General features: G+C 69.5%; 9 protein-coding genes. 6 read left to right on the forward strand and 3 right to left on the reverse strand.

Annotation, left to right across the window (positions count from 1 at the left end; all coding sequences use genetic code 11):
- The first annotated feature begins 125 nt into the window (after positions 1–125).
- Positions 126–440: a hypothetical protein gene (locus tag HCC78_RS11930; protein WP_172329003.1), complete on the forward strand. Its 315-nt coding sequence runs from the start codon at positions 126–128 to the stop codon at positions 438–440.
- A gap of 9 nt (positions 441–449) precedes the next feature.
- Here the strand turns inward: HCC78_RS11930 and HCC78_RS11935 are convergent, their stop codons facing one another.
- Complete coding sequence (locus HCC78_RS11935) at positions 450–1,187, reverse strand: hypothetical protein (RefSeq protein ID WP_172329004.1); 738 nt, start codon at positions 1,185–1,187, stop codon at positions 450–452.
- 225 nt (positions 1,188–1,412) lie between these two features.
- Between HCC78_RS11935 and HCC78_RS11940 the strand changes: the two genes are divergently transcribed.
- The 4 genes from HCC78_RS11940 to HCC78_RS11955 all read left to right on the forward strand — a co-directional run bounded on the left by HCC78_RS11940 (position 1,413) and on the right by HCC78_RS11955 (position 6,924).
- Complete coding sequence (locus HCC78_RS11940) at positions 1,413–2,579, forward strand: carboxynorspermidine decarboxylase (protein WP_172329005.1); 1,167 nt, start codon at positions 1,413–1,415, stop codon at positions 2,577–2,579.
- Complete coding sequence (gene speB, locus HCC78_RS11945; RefSeq protein ID WP_172329006.1) at positions 2,576–3,436, forward strand: agmatinase; 861 nt, start codon at positions 2,576–2,578, stop codon at positions 3,434–3,436. The genes HCC78_RS11940 and speB overlap by 4 nt, the downstream gene beginning before the upstream one ends.
- Positions 3,437–3,492: 56 nt before the next feature.
- Positions 3,493–5,994 (forward strand): calcium-binding protein, encoded by a 2,502-nt coding sequence (locus tag HCC78_RS11950; protein ID WP_172329007.1) that lies wholly within the window; start codon positions 3,493–3,495, stop codon positions 5,992–5,994.
- 72 nt (positions 5,995–6,066) lie between these two features.
- On the forward strand, positions 6,067–6,924 hold the full coding sequence (locus HCC78_RS11955) for a sulfotransferase family 2 domain-containing protein (protein ID WP_172329008.1): 858 nt from the start codon (positions 6,067–6,069) through the stop codon (positions 6,922–6,924).
- 61 nt (positions 6,925–6,985) lie between these two features.
- On the opposite strand, the gene HCC78_RS11960 is transcribed toward HCC78_RS11955, so the two are convergent.
- Both HCC78_RS11960 and HCC78_RS11965 read right to left on the reverse strand, forming a co-directional pair.
- Positions 6,986–9,205, reverse strand: coding sequence for an NADP-dependent isocitrate dehydrogenase (locus tag HCC78_RS11960; RefSeq protein ID WP_172329009.1), 2,220 nt, complete (start codon positions 9,203–9,205; stop codon positions 6,986–6,988).
- A gap of 184 nt (positions 9,206–9,389) precedes the next feature.
- The gene (locus HCC78_RS11965; protein ID WP_172329010.1) at positions 9,390–9,863 is read right to left on the reverse strand and encodes an Lrp/AsnC family transcriptional regulator; all 474 of its coding nucleotides are present in this window, start codon (positions 9,861–9,863) and stop codon (positions 9,390–9,392) included.
- 165 nt (positions 9,864–10,028) lie between these two features.
- On the opposite strand from HCC78_RS11965, the gene putA reads away from it, so the two are divergent.
- A complete protein-coding gene (gene putA / locus HCC78_RS11970; RefSeq protein ID WP_172329011.1) occupies positions 10,029–13,430 on the forward strand; it encodes a bifunctional proline dehydrogenase/L-glutamate gamma-semialdehyde dehydrogenase PutA in 3,402 nt (1,133 codons plus the stop codon).
- Positions 13,431–15,403: the final 1,973 nt, after the last annotated feature.

Genomic DNA, 15,403 nt, shown 5'->3' on the forward strand with positions numbered 1-15,403 from the left:
GCAGGCGGCGTGCCAATCCCGGCGGCGCGTTAACCCTGCCGCAGGATTTCCGCGCCGGGGGCGTGGCAGTTGCGGAAAAAGAGGTTATCATTTTCCTAAACGACGCCAGACCTGCGGAGCCAGCCATGCCCCATACCTCCCTGTCCCAGGTGCTCCTGTCCGAGCTCGACGGTGCGGAGGCTCCATTTGCCGGTTTCGGCGCATCGGCGCGCCCGGCCATGCTGCTGGAGCACCTGATCCGCGAGCGGCGCATGACCGGCGAGATCCTGATGAACCTGGAGGCGTTGCTGGACTGCGCGGGACAGTGCATTTCCGACCATGCGGCGGGACGTCTGAGCCGCGACGACCTGATGGCCGCGCTGGTCGAGACCGTGCAGGTCGCCACGATGGAACTGGCCTATAACGAGGCCGAGGCGCTGGCCGCGACAGCGGGCGCCTGACCGGCGGCCTCAGCCTTCCAGCGCCTGCCTGCCGCCTGGCGCGGGAGGTCCGCCCGACAGCATCTCGACCCGGCAGCCCGCCATCCGCGCCAGGCGCGGGCCGGTGAGGCTGCCCTCCCAGGCTTCCGCGATCACGTCGCGCAGCACGCCGCGGTCCTTCAGCTTCTTCGCCAGCGTGTGGCCGGACCAGCGCGGCACGGCGTGGAACAGGTTGGGCTGCACCGGGAAGCGGCCGGAATGGATGCGCTCCTCCTCGGAATTTCCGGAGAAGACGTGGTAGCGCGTGGTGGCGTTGAAGCAGCCCTCCAGCGAGGGCACCCGCCATTCGCCGATGCCGCGGACATAGTCCTGCCAGCGGGTCTCTTCCGGGACGACATGCGGCGCGACGCTGAATTGCGGCACGAAGGCGGCAACCGCCGCGACCGGCAGGTGCGCGGCCGCGAGGATGGCGAGGAAGCCGCCCATGGAATTGCCGAGCGCGTAGATCTCGCGCCCCTCCAGATAGGGGGAGAGCCGGGCGCACATTGCCGCGAAATCATACGCGTTGCCCCAGCTGCGCTTCAGGTCGCTGATGAACAGAATGTTGTCGAAGGCATTGCCGGCCGAAAAGAATTCCGGCTCCTGCACGTCCATCCCGCCCATCTGGTTGCCGATTCCGGTGAAGGACAGCAGGACGCGCCGCTGGCCGGGGCCGGCCGGCTCGCGGGCCAGCACCCGGAGCTCATCGCTTTTCTCGACCCTGATCATCGCCCCCCGCATGCCGCCTGCCGGGCGAGCCTAGCCGGCGGTTCGGGGGCAGGATAGCGCGAAGCCGGGCCGCGCGCGCCGTCGCGCCGACCTGCCGCACGGGCTCGCGCCCCGCCGGCTGCCGCCATTCCGGGCGGGCTGCCGAATTTTCGGGCGGCCCCGGATTTGCCCTTGCCCTGCGCCGGGCTTGGCCGCATCTGTGCCCCGAGACCTGAGGAGACCGCCGTGACCGAGCCCCTTGATATCGAAGCCGACGCCGCCGAGCGTTTTGCCCGGTTCGACCTGGGCCGCGTGCCGTCGCCCTGTTTCGTGGTGGACGAGGCCGCCATCGCCCGGAACTGCCGCATCCTCGCCGAGGTGGCCGAGGCCTCCGGCGCGCAGATTTTCGCCGCGCTGAAGGCCTTCTCGATGCCCGCCGTCGCGCCGGTCGTGATGAAGTACCTTTCCGGCACCGCCGCCAGCGGCATCTTCGAGGCGCGGCTCGGCCGCGAGGTCTTCGGCGGCCATGTCGCGACATTCAACGCGGGCTACAAGGCCGAGGACCTGAAGGCGATCGCCAAGATCTCGGACCACGTGATCTTCAACTCTCCGGGCCAGTTCCGCCGCTTCCGGGACATCGTGGCGGAGGGCACGGCGAGCCCGGGCCTGCGGATCAACCCCGAGCATTCCGAGGGCTGGACCGACAAGTACGACCCGGCGGCGCCCTGCTCGCGCCTCGGCGCGCCGGTGTCGCAGCTAACCGATGCCGACATGGAGGGGCTCGAGGGCCTGCACATGCACACGCTGTGCGAACAGGGCTTCGAGCCGCTGGAGCGCACCTGGGCGGCGGTGGAGCCGAAGATCGCAGGCTGGCTGCCCCAGCTCAAATGGCTGAACCTGGGCGGCGGCCACCACATCACCATGCCGGACTACGACCGTGCGGGCCTGATCGAATTCGTGAAGGGCATCCGCGCGAAATACGGCATCGAGGTCTATCTGGAGCCGGGCGAGGCGGTGGCGCTGCATGCCGGCATCCTGGTGGGCGAGATCCTCGACCTCACCGAAAATTCCATGCCGCTGGCGATCACCGACATCTCGGCGACCTGCCACATGCCCGACGTGATCGAGGCGCCCTACCGGCCGAAGCTGCTGGGCGAGGCCGAGACCGGCGCGCCGGTGCGGCTGGGCGGTCCTTCCTGCCTTGCGGGCGACGTGATCGGCGACTACCGCCCCGGCACGCCCTGGCAGGTCGGCGACCGCTTCGCCTTCCTCGACCAGGCGATCTATTCGATGGTGAAGACCAACACCTTCAACGGGGTTCCGCTGCCCGCGATCGCGCTGTGGAACTCGGACACGGATGCACTGACCATGGTGCGCGACTTCGGATATCAGGACTTCCTGGGGCGGCTATGACCTTTCTCGACGGCGAACTCTCTGCAGACGAACTCAACCCCGCGACCGCGCGCTTCCGGGTGATCCCGGTGCCGCTGGAGCGCACGGTGTCCTACGGCTCGGGCACGGCCGGCGGACCGCAGGCGATTCTGGATGCCTCGGTGGAGCTGGAGCGGCTCTGGCGCGGCGCGGAGCCCTGCATGGCCGGGATCGCGACCGAGGGTCCGGTGCCGTGCGACGGGCCCTTGCACCTGGTGATGCAGCGCATTGCCGAGCGCACCCGCGCCGCCGTCGAGGCGGGCGCCGTGCCGGTGGTTCTGGGCGGCGAGCATTCGCTGAGCTACGGCGCGGTGCGCGGCGTGGTCTCCGCGAGCGACGGCCCGGTCGGCATCGTCCAGATCGACGCCCATGCCGACCTGCGCCACGACTACCAGGGCGAGCGCCACAGCCACGCCTCGGTGATGCGGCTGCTGGCCGAGGAGGACGGCATCGCGCTGGCGCAATACGGCGTGCGCGCGCTCTGCACCGAGGAAGCCGAGGCGCGCAAGCGGCTGGGCGTGGTGCATTGCGACGGCGAGGCGCTTGCGCGCGGCGAGGACCCGGTCCTGCCCGAGGATTTCCCGCGCAAGATCTATGTCAGCTTCGATGTCGACGGGCTCGACCCGGCAGTCATGCCCGCCACCGGCACGCCGGTTCCGGGCGGCCTGGGCTTCTGGCAGGCAATCCACCTGCTGGAGCGGCTGTGTGCCGGGCGGCAGATCGTCGGCATCGACGTGGTCGAGCTGGCGCCGGAGGAAAACAGCCGGGTCTCGGAATTCACGGCCGCCCAGATCACCTATGCGCTGATGGGGCTGGAACAGCAGTTCCAGGCCGGCTGACAAGGCGCCATTAACCAGGATCGCGTATCCCCGGTGCCGAGTTCCGGGGATATGCGATGACGACCTACAGCCTGTCCGGTTTCGCTGCCGTTTTCGACACCGTCGCCGACACCGTCCTGTCGGTCGCCGATGCCCGCATGGACTTCACCTGGTTCGAGGGCCGCGCGCCCACGCTGCGCTATGACTACCTCGCCTCGGGGAGCCTGTCGGCCGCGCTGTCCACGCCGCTGGCGGCCGGAACCGCGATCACCGGCGACCTGTCGATCTCGGGCTATGCCCTGTCCTCCAGCGACGAGGTCTTCGCGCTGGAATGGGACGCCAACGGCGTTACCCGGCGCAGCACGGTGCTGTCGCGGCTGATCGAGGGCGCCGACCTGGCCGGCCCGGCCTCCGGGCGCAGCGTCTTCGCGGTGTTCCATCTCGGCGGCGACGAGCTGCCGCCGATCCCCACCATCGGCTATTTCGCCCGCTTCATGCTGACGCAGATCGACCAGGCCAGCTATGCGCGGCCCTCGGGCGATCTGGCGGCGGGGCAGGCGCTGGACCTCGCGGCGCTGGCCACCGCCGCGGAAACCGAGGACGACCAGGTGCTGGGCACCGACGCGGCGGAGGTCTTCCTGGCCGGTCAGGGCAACGACACGCTCAACGGCAAGGGCGGCAACGACATGATTTCCGGCAATGCCGGAAATGACATCGTCGCGGGCGGCGCGGGCGATGACACGCTGCAGGGCGGCATCGGCCGCGACACGCTGAGCTATCTCGACGATACCGGCACCCGCGGCGTCACCGTCAACCTCACCGCCGGGACCGCCACCGACTCCTACGGCAACACCGACAGCGTCGGCGAGTTCGAGGACATCCAGGGCAGCTGGCGCAACGACCGGCTCACCGGCGACGCCGGGGACAACCACATCTGGGGCTTCGGCGGCGCGGACTACATCAACGGCGGCATCGGCCAGGATTCGCTGACCGGCGGGGCCGGGAACGACACGCTGGACGGCGGCGGCGGCGATGACGAGGCCGATTACGGCAGCGACGGCGGCACCCAGGGGATCGTCGCCAACCTGCAGACCCTGACCGTGCGCGACACCCATGGATTCACCGACCGGGTCTTCGGCATCACCCGGCTCACCGGCACGAAATACGCCGACTCGATCCAGGGCGGCAGCTTCGCGGCGACGCTGGCGGGGGGCGACGGCGGCGACACCATCCTCGGCGGCAGCGGGGCGGAGATCGTGCTGGGCAATTTCGGCTTCGACCTGCTCGGCGGCGGCGCAGGGGCGGACACCATCGACGGCGGCTTCGGCCAGGACACCGTGTCCTACGCGGCCGAAACCGGCGGGCGCGGCATCGTGGTGGATTTCGAGGCGCTGACCGTCATCGACACCTATGGCGACACGGACCAGCTGAAGCTGGTCGAGATGGTCGAGGGCTCGCGCTACGGCGATCTGATGCGCGCCTCGATCGCCGGGGCCTGGATGAACGGCGGCGGGGGCGCGGACACGCTGCTGGGCCGCAGCGGTTCCGACACGCTGGAAGGCGGCGACGGCAACGACACCCTGACCGGGCACGAGGGCGGCGACGTCTTCGACGGCGGCGCGGGCAACGACGCTGCGGATTACGGCGCCGAAGGCGGCAGCTCGCCGATCTCGGCCGATCTGGGGACCGGGCTGGTGACCGACAGCTGGGGCAATGTCGACACTTTGCGCGGGATCGAGACCATCATCGGCACCGCCCGCGCGGACCTGATCCGCGGCGACGACATCGGCAACACCCTGCATGGCGGCAACAAGGCCGACCGGCTCTACGGCATGGGCGGCAACGATTATTTCCTGGCCGGGAACGGCAACGACACGATCGGGGCGGGCGACGGCAACGACACGCTGATGGGCGGCACGGGGCGCGACCTGCTGGGCGGCGGCAACGGCAACGACCGGCTGTTCGGCGAGATCGGCGCCGACGCTCTGCGCGGCGGGCCGGGGCATGACTATCTCGACGGGGCGGAGGATTCCGACGGGCTGACCGGCGGCTACGGCAACGACACGGTGCTGGGCGGCGACGGCAACGACACGATTGCCGGCTCCTTCGGCTTCGACTCGCTCTCGGGCGGGCCGGGGAACGACTTGATGGGCGGCGGCGACGACAATGACACGATGGAGGGCAATGCCGGGAATGACAGCCTGTCGGGCGGCAACGGCAACGACTATCTGCACGGCGGGTCGCAGGACGACCGGCTGTCGGGCGGCTACGGGGCGGACACGCTCGACGGCGGCACCGGCAATGACGAGCTCAACGGCGGTCCCGGCCCGGACCAGCTGCGCGGCGGCAGCGGCGCGGATGCCTTCGTGTTCAATTCCACGGCCCTGGCCGAGACCGACACGATCGCGGATTTCGAGCTGGGCACCGACCGGCTCGAAGTGACCGGCTATGACGGCGTCTCGGTGCAGCCGATCGTGCGGGCCTGGAGCGGCGGGGTCGAGCTGGTCTTCGACAAGCTGGCCGTGCGGCTGGAGGGCCACGGAACGGATGTCGACATTGCCGGTCTCTTCTCGCCCTGAGCCGGCCCGGCTTCAGGCTTCGTAAACCGGAATGCCCCTAGTCTCGGAACGTGACCTAGCGAGGAGACCGACGTGCCGGACCTGGCCGACCTGCCCGTACATCCGGGCCAGCATGACTACCGGGGGCTGTTCTTCCTGCACATCCCCAAGACGGCCGGCTCGTTCGTCGCCCGGCTGTTTGCCGACCGGCTGGGGTCCGATGCCTGCATCACCTTCCAGGAGCGGGAGGTCCAGCACGCGGTCAGCAAGGGCGGCCCGCTGTCCTTTCTCGGTCATGACTTCGTCAGCGCGCACAGCCCGATGGCCACGCTGCGCACGGCCGGGGTGCCGCATCACTACCGCATCTTCACCGTGCTGCGCGACCCGCTGGACCGGCTGGTGTCGCATCTCAACTGGCTCGATCGCTTCAACCACGGCATCGACCTGCATTCGCACGCGGCGCTGAAGCGCGGGATGAAGGATTTCGTGCGCAGCCTGGCGGGGCTCGACCCGGACAGCACGGCCGACATGCGCCGCCTGTTCACACTCGACAGCCTTGCGAAGGCGCGGATGTTGTTCAACATCCAGTCCGCCATGCTCTTCGCCCCCCGCGCCGGGGACATCCTGGCGCTGACCGATCTCGATAGCCTGACGGCCGCGCAGATGCACAAGCGGCTGTCGCGCCTCGCCTTCTGCGCCACGCTGGACCAGTTCAAGCAGGGCCTCGCCGCGGCGGGCGTGGAGATACCCCTGGACGAGCGGGTGAACGGGGGCAAGTCGAGGCATTTCCGGCGCAACGAGGCGCTGGAGGCCGCGGCAGAGCGCTATGTCGCGCAGGACCGCAAGCTGGTGCAGATGGTCGCGCGCACGGAGCCGGATCTGTCGCCGGTCCTGCAGCGGCTGCGGCCCGGCGCTGCGCGTCCGGAAATCCGGCTCGCCGCGGGGGGCTGAAATGCAGGCGCGCCCCCCGGCCGAACCGGGAGGCGCGCTGGTCAATCCGTCACTGCGGCTGTCAGCCGATGATGGCGTTCAGCGCCGCGCTGGGACGCATGACCCCGGCGGTCTTCGCGGCATCGGTCTTGTAGTAGCCGCCCAGATCCGCCTCGGCGCCCTGGACCCCGGCCAGCTCGCCGGTGATCTCGGCTTCCTTGGCGGCCAGCGCCTCCGCGATCGGCGCGAAATGCGCCGCCAGATCGGCATCCTCGGACTGCGCGGCAAGGGCTTCGGCCCAGTAGCGGGCGAACCAGTAGTGGCTGTCGCGGTTGTCGGGCTGGCCCGCTTTCCGCTCCGGCGACTTGTTGTTCAGCAGCACGCCCTGGGTCGCGGCATCGACCGCCTTGCCCAGCACCGCGGCCTTCTTGTTGCCCTTGGCATCGGCCAGGAAGTTCAGGCTCTCGCCGAGCGCGCAGAACTCGCCCAGGCTGTCCCAGCGCAGGTGGTTTTCCTTGACCAGCTGCTGGACGTGCTTCGGCGCCGAGCCGCCGGCGCCGGTCTCGAACAGGCCGCCGCCCTGCATCAGCTTGACGATGGACAGCATCTTCGCCGAGGTGCCGAGCTCCAGGATCGGGAACAGGTCGGTGAGGTAGTCGCGCAGAACGTTGCCGGTGATCGCGATGGAGTTCTCGCCCTTGCGGATGGTCTCCAGCGTCAGGCGGGTCGCCTCGCGCGGCGCAAGGATCACGAACTTGTCGGCGACGCCCTTCGCCTCGAGGATCGGGGTGACGTACTTGATCAGCTCGGCATCATGCGCGCGGGTCGCGTCCAGCCAGAAGATCGCCTGGTAGCCGGTCGCCGCCTGGCGGTCGATGGCCAGCTGCACCCAGTCCTCGATCGGCGCCTTCTTGGCGGTCGAGGAGCGCCAGATGTCGCCGGTCTCGACCTCGTGGCTGTGCAGCACGGTGCCGTCGCCCAGCACATAGGTCACGGTGCCGTCGGCCGGGATCTCGAAGGTGGTCGGGTGGGAGCCGTATTCCTCGGCCTTCTGCGCCATCAGGCCGATGTTCTGCACCGTGCCCGAGGTCGTCGGGTCGAGCGCGCCGGTCGCCTTGAAGTAGTTGACGGTCTCGTCATAGACCGGCGCGTAGCAGTTGTCGGGGATGCAGCACTTGCAGTCCGCCGCCTTGCCGTCCGGACCCCAGCCGATGCCGCCCGCGCGGATCACGGCCGGCATGGAGGCGTCGATGATGACGTCCGACGGCACGTGCAGGTTGGTGATGCCGCGGTCGCTGTCGACCATGTAGAGCGGCGGGCGCGACGCAAGGGTGTCCTTCAGCTCGGCCATGAGCTCGTCGGCATTCGGCAGGGTCTTGATCTTGGCTTCGATCGAGCCGATCCCGCCGTTCGGCGACACGCCGCCCAGAACGTCGGCATGCTTGGCCAGGAAGGGTTCCAGCCAGACGGCGACGAAATGGCCGAAGATGATCGGGTCGGAGACCTTCATCATCGTGGCCTTGAGGTGGACGGAGAACAGCACGCCCTCGGGCATGGACTCCATTTCCGCCTTGATGAAGGCGCGCAGCGCAACGGCCGACAGGAAGGTCGCGTCGACGACTTCGCCCGCGGTCAGCTTGATGCCGTCCTTCAGAACGGTCTCGGCACCGTCTTTCGCGGTGAAGACGATCTTGGCGGGACCTGCGGCGGCCTGCTCGGCGGTCAGGGTCGCGGAGGTCTCGTTGGCGAAGAAGTCCGCGCCCGGCATCGAGGCGACGGTGGTCTCCGACTCCGCGGTCCACTTGCCCATGGAATGCGGGTTGGCCATCGCATAGGCCTTGACGGCGCCGGCGGCGCGGCGGTCGGAGTTGCCCTCGCGCAGGACCGGGTTCACCGCCGAGCCCTTGATCGCGTCATAGCGCGCACGGACGGATTTCTCCTCGTCGGTCGACGGGGCGGCCGGGTAGGAGGGCAGGGCATAGCCCTTGGCCTGCAGCTCCGCGATGGCGGCATCGAGCTGCGGCTGCGAAGCCGAGATGTTCGGCAGCTTGATCACGTTCGCGGTCGGCGTCTTCACCAGCTCGCCGAGCGCGGCCAGATCGTCGGGGATGCGCTGCTCTTCGGTGAGGTATTCCGGGAAGTTGGCCAGGATCCGGCCGGCCAGGGAGATGTCCTTGGTCCCGACGGTGATGCCGGCCGCCTCGGCGAAGGACCGGATGATCGGAAGAAGCGAGGCGCTGGCCAGCTCCGGTGCTTCGTCCACAATCGTATACACAATATCCGGGGTCGTCGTGTCTGCCATGATGTCCGCCCTTTTCCGTACTCTTGGTCGTGATGTCCTCTCGCCGCCCGTCCCGGTCCGGGTCCCGCGCGGGACCCATCGGGGGCGGCAACATGCGCGCGGGCGCAGGTCGAACCCCGCCTAGACCAGCTGGCGCGCCAATTCAATCGGACAGGGCATGCTGCAGCGCGGACATGATGCCACGTTAGCCCGGCACCTGGTCGGTCAGCGCGTTCTCGACCACAGCTTCCATCGCCACGAAGCTGGAGGTGGAATTGACATGGGGCAGGGCGGAGATCGCCTCGCCCATGACCCGCCGGTATTCGCCGATATCGCGCGATCGGACCTTCATGAGGTAGTCGAATCCGCCCGCGATCATGTAGCATTCCTCTATCTCCGGGATAGCGCGCACCGCGGCGTTGAACTCGCGCAGCGCTTTTTCCCGGGTGTCGGACAGGCTGACCTGGACGTAGGTGACATGGGTCAGCCCGAGTTTCAGCGGCGAAAGCTGCACCCGGTAGCCGGAAATCAGGCCGCTTTCCTCCATAGCCCTGATGCGCGCGGCCACCGGCGTCTTCGACAGGCCCACGCGCCGCGCGAGTTCCGCCGTCGGCAGTCGCGCATTGGCGGTGAGCTCGCGGAGAATCTTCCGGTCCATCGCATCAAGTTCGCCCGGCATGACCTGCATTTCTCCTTGAAATTGGTCCGATCGACCATAGCATCGGCTGAGAATAGGCCCATCGGACATGGGAGTTCCACTAGATTCGACTGAAATTCGCCCTTCAGCCCGGACCGCCCCATGACCACCGCCTGGAACCCTGACGCTGCATACCGGAACCCGCTCATGACCTTCGACGCCTTCACCCTTGCTGCCAAGACCGCGCCCGAAGCCCAGGTGCTGGACCGCCTGATTTCCGAAGCCGCCATTCCCGAGACGGTGCGGAAGGCCGCCTCGCAGCGCGCCGCCGGCTATGTCCGGCGCATCCGCGACGGGTCCAAGCCCGGCATGATGGAGCAGTTCCTGGCCGAATACGGGCTGTCGACCCGCGAGGGCGTGGCGCTGATGTGCCTTGCCGAGGCAATGCTGCGCGTGCCGGACGCGATGACCATCGACGCGCTGATCGAGGACAAGATCGCGCCTTCGGACTGGAGCCGCCACATGGGCCACGCGGCCTCGCCGCTGGTCAATGCCTCGACCTGGGCGCTGATGCTGACCGGCAAGGTGCTGGATGACGACGCGCCCGGCATGGCCGGCGTGCTGCGCGGTGCCGTGCGCCGCCTGGGCGAACCGGTCATCCGCACCGCGGTCGGCCGCGCCATGAAGGAAATGGGCCGCCAGTTCGTGCTGGGCCAGACCATCGGCAAGGCGCTGGAGCGCGCCAAGGGCATGGAGGAGAAGGGCTATACCTATTCCTACGACATGCTCGGAGAGGCGGCGATGACCGATCTGGACGCGCGCCGCTATGCCCAGTCCTATGCCGACGCGATCGAGGTGATCGCGGGTGCCTGCACCAAGGGCTCGGTCGAGGCCAATCCGGGCATCTCGATCAAGCTCTCGGCGCTGCATCCGCGCTACGAGGTCGCCAAGGAAGAGCGCGTGATGGAAGAGCTGGTGCCGGTCGTGCGCGAACTCGCCCGCGCCGCCAAGCGCGCCGGGATGGGGCTCAACATCGATGCCGAGGAGCAGGCCCGCCTGGTGCTGTCGCTGAAGGTGATCGAGGCGGTGCTGTCCGATCCCGAGCTGGCCGGATGGAACGGCTTCGGCGTCGTCGTGCAGGCCTATGGCAAGCGCGCCTCGATGACCATCGACTGGCTCTACGCGCTGGCAGCGAAGCTCGACCGCCGCATCATGGTGCGCCTCGTCAAGGGCGCCTACTGGGACACCGAGATGAAGCTGGCCCAGGTCGAGGGGCTGGACGATTTCCCGCTCTTCACCTCGAAGACCGCGACCGACGTGTCCTACATCGCCAACGCGAAGCGCCTGCTCGGCTATGCCGACCGGATCTATCCGCAATTCGCCACGCACAACGCCCATACCGTCGCCGCGATCCTGGAGATGGTCGACGGCGAGAGCTTCGAGTTCCAGCGCCTCCACGGCATGGGCGAGCGGCTGCACGACATCGTCCTGAAGGACGCCAAGGGCCGCTGCCGCATCTATGCGCCGGTCGGCGCGCATCGCGATCTGCTGGCCTATCTCGTCCGCCGCCTGCTGGAGAACGGCGCCAACTCCTCCTTCGTGCACCAGATCGTCGACGAGGCGGTGAAGCCCGAGGAAATTGCCGCCGATCCGTTCGAGGCCCTGGCAACGGCCAAGGCGCCCTCCGGGCTGCAGGCGCCGCAGGCGATCTTCGGCGAAGGGCGCACCAATTCGCAGGGCTTCGACCTGACCGACGAGGACACGCTCGCCCGGATCGAGGCGGCGCGGTCGGTCGCACTGCCCGATGCCGGCCCGCTGACCGTGCGGCCGGGCACCGGCGAGACCGTGCCCGTGACCAATCCGGCGACCGGAGAGGCCGTTGCGCAGGTGACCGAGGCCGATGCCGAGACGGTCGCCCGCGCCATCGAGGACGCTGCGATCTGGGACGCGCCCGTGGCGGAGCGCGCCGCGGTGCTGCGCAAGGCGGCCGAGCTCTACGAGCGCGATTTCGGCCCGATCTTCGCCGCCCTGGCGCGCGAGGCCGGCAAGTCCATGTCCGATGCCGTGGGCGAGCTGCGCGAGGCGGTCGATTTCCTGCGCTACTACGCTGCCCAGGCCGAGGCCTCCGGGCCGGCGCCGCGCGGCATCGTGACCGCGATCAGCCCGTGGAACTTCCCGCTGGCGATCTTCACCGGCCAGATCGCCGCCGCGCTGGCCACCGGCGCCGCCGTGCTGGCGAAACCGGCCGAGCAGACCCCGGTGATCGCCGCCATCGCCGTGCGGCTCCTGCACGAGGCCGGCGTTCCGGCTTCCGCGCTGCAGCTGCTGCCGGGCCAGGGCGGCACGGTCGGGCGGCTGCTGACCTCGGACCGGCGCATCGGGGGCGTGATCTTCACCGGCTCGACCGAGACCGCGCGGCTGATCCAGCGCGCGATGAGCGAAAACCTCGACCCCGGCGCGCCGCTGATCGCGGAAACCGGCGGCATGAACGCGATGATCGTCGACTCCACCGCGCTGCCCGAGCAGGCGGTCCGCGACATCGTCGCCTCGGCCTTCCGCTCCGCGGGCCAGCGTTGTTCGGCGCTGCGCTGCCTCTACGTGCAGGAGGACATCGCCCCGCACCTGATCGAGATGATCAAGGGCGCGATGGACGAGCTTGCTGTCGGCGATCCGTGGAAGCTGTCGACCGATGTCGGCCCGGTGATCGACATGGAGGCCCAGTCCGGCATCCGGGCGCATGTCGAGGCGGCCCGCACGGGCGGCCGGGTGCTGCACGAGCTGGCTTCGCCCGGCGGCTGCTTCATACCGCCGGTGCTGATCAAGGTGACCGGCATCTCCGCGATCGAGCGCGAGATCTTCGGCCCGGTCCTGCATGTCGCGACCTTCAAGGGGCCGGATCTGGAGAAGGTCGTCGCCGCGATCAACGCCACCGGCTACGGGCTGACCTTCGGGCTGCATTCGCGGATCGACACCCGCGTGCAGGAGATCTCGGACATGGTCCATGCCGGGAACCTGTACATCAACCGCAACCAGATCGGCGCGGTGGTGGGCTCGCAGCCCTTCGGCGGCGAGGGCCTTTCGGGCACCGGGCCGAAGGCGGGCGGACCGCTCTACCTGCAGCGCATCGCGGCCCCGGCGCCCGCAGTCGCGGCAGGCAGCTGGAAGGCCCCGGCCAATCTCGACCGGCTTGCCGCGCGGCTGGAGGCGCTGGCAGGCGAGACCCACGTCCCGCTGCGCCGGCTCGACCTGCCGGGGCCGACCGGCGAGTCGAACCGGCTGAGCGTGATGGCCCGCGGGCCGGTGCTCTGCCTGGGACCGGGCGCCGAGGCCGTGGCGGCGCAGATTGCCGAGGTCGAACGGCTCGGCGGCATCGCGGTCAGTTCCGAGGGCCATGTTCCGGCAGACGCGCTGGAATGGCTGCCGGGAATTGCCGCCGTGCTGAGCTGGGGCGAGGACGCGGCCGCGCAGGCGCGCGCGCTGGCGGCCCGTCCGGGCCCGATCGTCGCGCTGGTGACCGGGATGCCCGACGCGGCCCATGTGCTGCACGAGCGCCACCTGTGCATCGACACCACGGCGGCCGGCGGCAACGCGATGCTTCTGGCGGGCTGAGCCCCGCCGGAACCGCCGCCGCGCTGGAGCAATCCACGGCCCGGCTGCCGCGAGGACATTGTCCGAAGGGCAGCCGGGCCGGAATATTTCCCTCTCCAGGCCGGGCGCGAGCAAGAGGTATACATAATTAAGCCTATCGCGGCTCCGGATGAAGCTGGGGTACATTCCATCCCGGCTTGCGGCCTCTCCGCCATTCCGCTCGAAAACAGGAGATCGTGCGATGGCGGATGCCGAGCTCGACCTCAGGGAACGCCGCCCCGTCCGGAAACTTTCCGGCCAGGGCCTGCGCGTGGCCGGGATCTCGCAGCAGGCCGGCCGCCACCGCTCCAAGATCTGCCGCGAACCCGAGCGGAACCGCTTCGGGGACGAGCCCGGGCCGAACGGATGCTGCTGCCCCGATTGCCCATGGCCTTGCCGCCGATCAACGCCGCCGCCGCGCGAAGCTGCTGCCGGACCCCAAGCTGCGGACGGCCGTTCATCGACCGTCTCGCGGCCGGCTGGGCGCCCGGGCAGATTGCAGGCAGGATGCGTCACGGGACGCTGGCCGTCCGGGCCTGCCGCGCGCTGGCCGGCAGGGCATTGCGCGGCAACGTCCCGGGAGGGGGGCGACCTGCGCCTCTGTCCACGCGCCGCGCGGCAGGGCCGCCGGCCTCGCCCGCCATCTGCCGGAGCGGCGGAGGAAGCGGCGCCCGCGCCCAGCCCGGAGGCCTCGGGACAGGATGGTCCCTGCCGTCCGTTCGATCGATGTGCCTTGCGGAAATCAATGACCGCCGGGGGCTTGGCCAATGGGAAGGAGCGGCGGGCGTGGCCGCGGAAGCGCCGCGGACGACCTGATGATCTTCCGCAGGACGCTCGGCGCAATGTCCTGTCCATGGCCGGGCGGCGGACGCGGGCCGCGGCGATGCTGCGGAACAGCGGCTGCAGGGCCGGGCCGAGGGCGGAGACGGTCATCCGCGCCCTCCCGCCGCCGCCCCTGGCGGTCCATCAGTTCCGCGCTCGAAGGGTTCGGCTGCCAAGTGGCTTCGGCGCGGAACGGCCAGGAGGCGATCGCTGCGGCCGAGGCGGATCCGGCCGAGGGTCCGAGTTCGCCGCCCGGCGGGACCTCGGACCCGGCATGGGCACGGAGGGCGTTCGCCACCGGCCCCGGACCCGCGGCGGCGCGACGGCCCGCCCTGCGGCCCGCAGGCGCGGTGGCGGAAGGGCCAGGCCGAGAGCCTCAACCGCCGCGCGCGCCGCTGCCTGCCGCGGGACAGCGCGGTGCCGGCGCTCCCAAACCGATCCATGAGGAGATCTGCGGCCGGCAAGGACCGCGGAGCCGAAGGAAGAGAGGATGAACACGGCATCATCCGAACAGGCCATCGGCATGGACGTCTCGCGTGACTGGCCGGACATCTGTTGCCTGCCCGATGGGAAGCGCTTTCGGTTGCCAACGCATCGGATGGCCATGCCCAGGTGGCGTCCCTCGCGCGGCGGCGTGGCGCCCTGGTCTGCTTCGAAGGCTGCGAGGATCAGGAAACGATCCGGGGGATGGTTTTCCCGAGTGGCCGCGGGCAGGAACGGCGGCCATGGGCTTCGCTCGACGCGGCGAGGATCGCCGCGCGTCAATTGCCGCGGGCACGGGTCAAGGCCTTTGCCGCCGGCCGTGGAACCCGGTCCAAGACGGACCGGATCGATGCGGAACTCATTGCCCGCTTCATGGCGTTCCGCCCCGGGGCGGAACCTAGCCATCCGGCCGGAAAATTGTGCGCGCTCAGAGCTTCGGCATCGAAGCGGGCGCAACTCCCCGAGATGCGCAAGCGGCAGCTTGCCCAGATCAAGCCACGCGAAAGGCGCGCGGCCACTGGAATGTTCGCCGAAATGGACGTGGAGTTGAAGACCTTGCTCGACAACAGGATCTCAGAGCTGGAAGAACGCGTCGGGCAAACCCTCGCGGACGGCGGAACACGGACCGGATCCGACCGCATCCTGCGCTC

Source organism: Mangrovicoccus sp. HB161399, from assembly GCF_013184745.1.
Classification (GTDB): domain Bacteria; phylum Pseudomonadota; class Alphaproteobacteria; order Rhodobacterales; family Rhodobacteraceae; genus Mangrovicoccus.

What these genes read in the sequence shown, in the direction of transcription:
- HCC78_RS11930 (WP_172329003.1), top strand. Translation starts at nt 126, where the DNA reads ATGCCCCATACCTCCCTGTCCCAGGTGCTCCTGTCCGAGCTCGACGGT.
- HCC78_RS11950 (WP_172329007.1), top strand. Translation starts at nt 3,493, where the DNA reads ATGACGACCTACAGCCTGTCCGGTTTCGCTGCCGTTTTCGACACCGTC.
- HCC78_RS11935 (WP_172329004.1), bottom strand. Translation starts at nt 1,187, where the DNA reads ATGATCAGGGTCGAGAAAAGCGATGAGCTCCGGGTGCTGGCCCGCGAG.
- HCC78_RS11960 (WP_172329009.1), bottom strand. Translation starts at nt 9,205, where the DNA reads ATGGCAGACACGACGACCCCGGATATTGTGTATACGATTGTGGACGAA.
- speB (WP_172329006.1), top strand. Translation starts at nt 2,576, where the DNA reads ATGACCTTTCTCGACGGCGAACTCTCTGCAGACGAACTCAACCCCGCG.
- putA (WP_172329011.1), top strand. Translation starts at nt 10,029, where the DNA reads ATGACCTTCGACGCCTTCACCCTTGCTGCCAAGACCGCGCCCGAAGCC.
- HCC78_RS11965 (WP_172329010.1), bottom strand. Translation starts at nt 9,863, where the DNA reads ATGCCGGGCGAACTTGATGCGATGGACCGGAAGATTCTCCGCGAGCTC.